General features: G+C 69.7%; 1 pseudogene. It reads right to left on the bottom strand.

Annotated elements, in window-relative coordinates:
* Nucleotides 1-541 (bottom strand): annotated as a pseudogene (locus KP703_RS15540) (terminase); the annotation flags it as partial.

Genomic DNA, 541 nt, shown 5'->3' on the forward strand with positions numbered 1-541 from the left:
TGCTGGTAGAGTGCGCCCCATTCCCGCGCGCCGATGGCGAGGCGGATGCGGGCGAGTTCCGGTTCCGGGAAGGCCTGTGGCCAGAGGGCCGTGCCGGGGGCGCGGTTGAGCGGGTCGGCCTCTTCCGCAAGGGCGGGAAGACGGAGGATGTCCCATGCCTCGCCGGTGCCGGACTGCATCTCATCCAGCAGGCGGCCTGCGAGGTCATCGGGGGACCAGCGCGTCATCACCAGCACGATCGCGCCGCCGTGTGGGACTGGTATCGCGCCGTCCTGCGCACGCGCCTCATGCCCGGCGGCGCGGCGGACGGGGCTTTCGGCTTCCTGACGGTCCTTGACCGGATCATCCACAATGGCGAGGTGTGCGCCCTTCCCTGTCAGCCCGCCGCCGATGCCCATGCTGGCGTAGAGGCCGCCTTGTGCTGTGTGCCAGGCGTCCTTCGCGCTGCTGTCTGCCGCCAGTGTGACGGTGGGAAACAGGGAGTTGAAGCGGCGGGAGGCGACGAGGTTGCGGACGTCTCGCCCGAAATCCTGCGCTAAAG

This window comes from Acetobacter sp. P5B1, from assembly GCF_018811985.1.
Classification (GTDB): domain Bacteria; phylum Pseudomonadota; class Alphaproteobacteria; order Acetobacterales; family Acetobacteraceae; genus Acetobacter; species Acetobacter cerevisiae.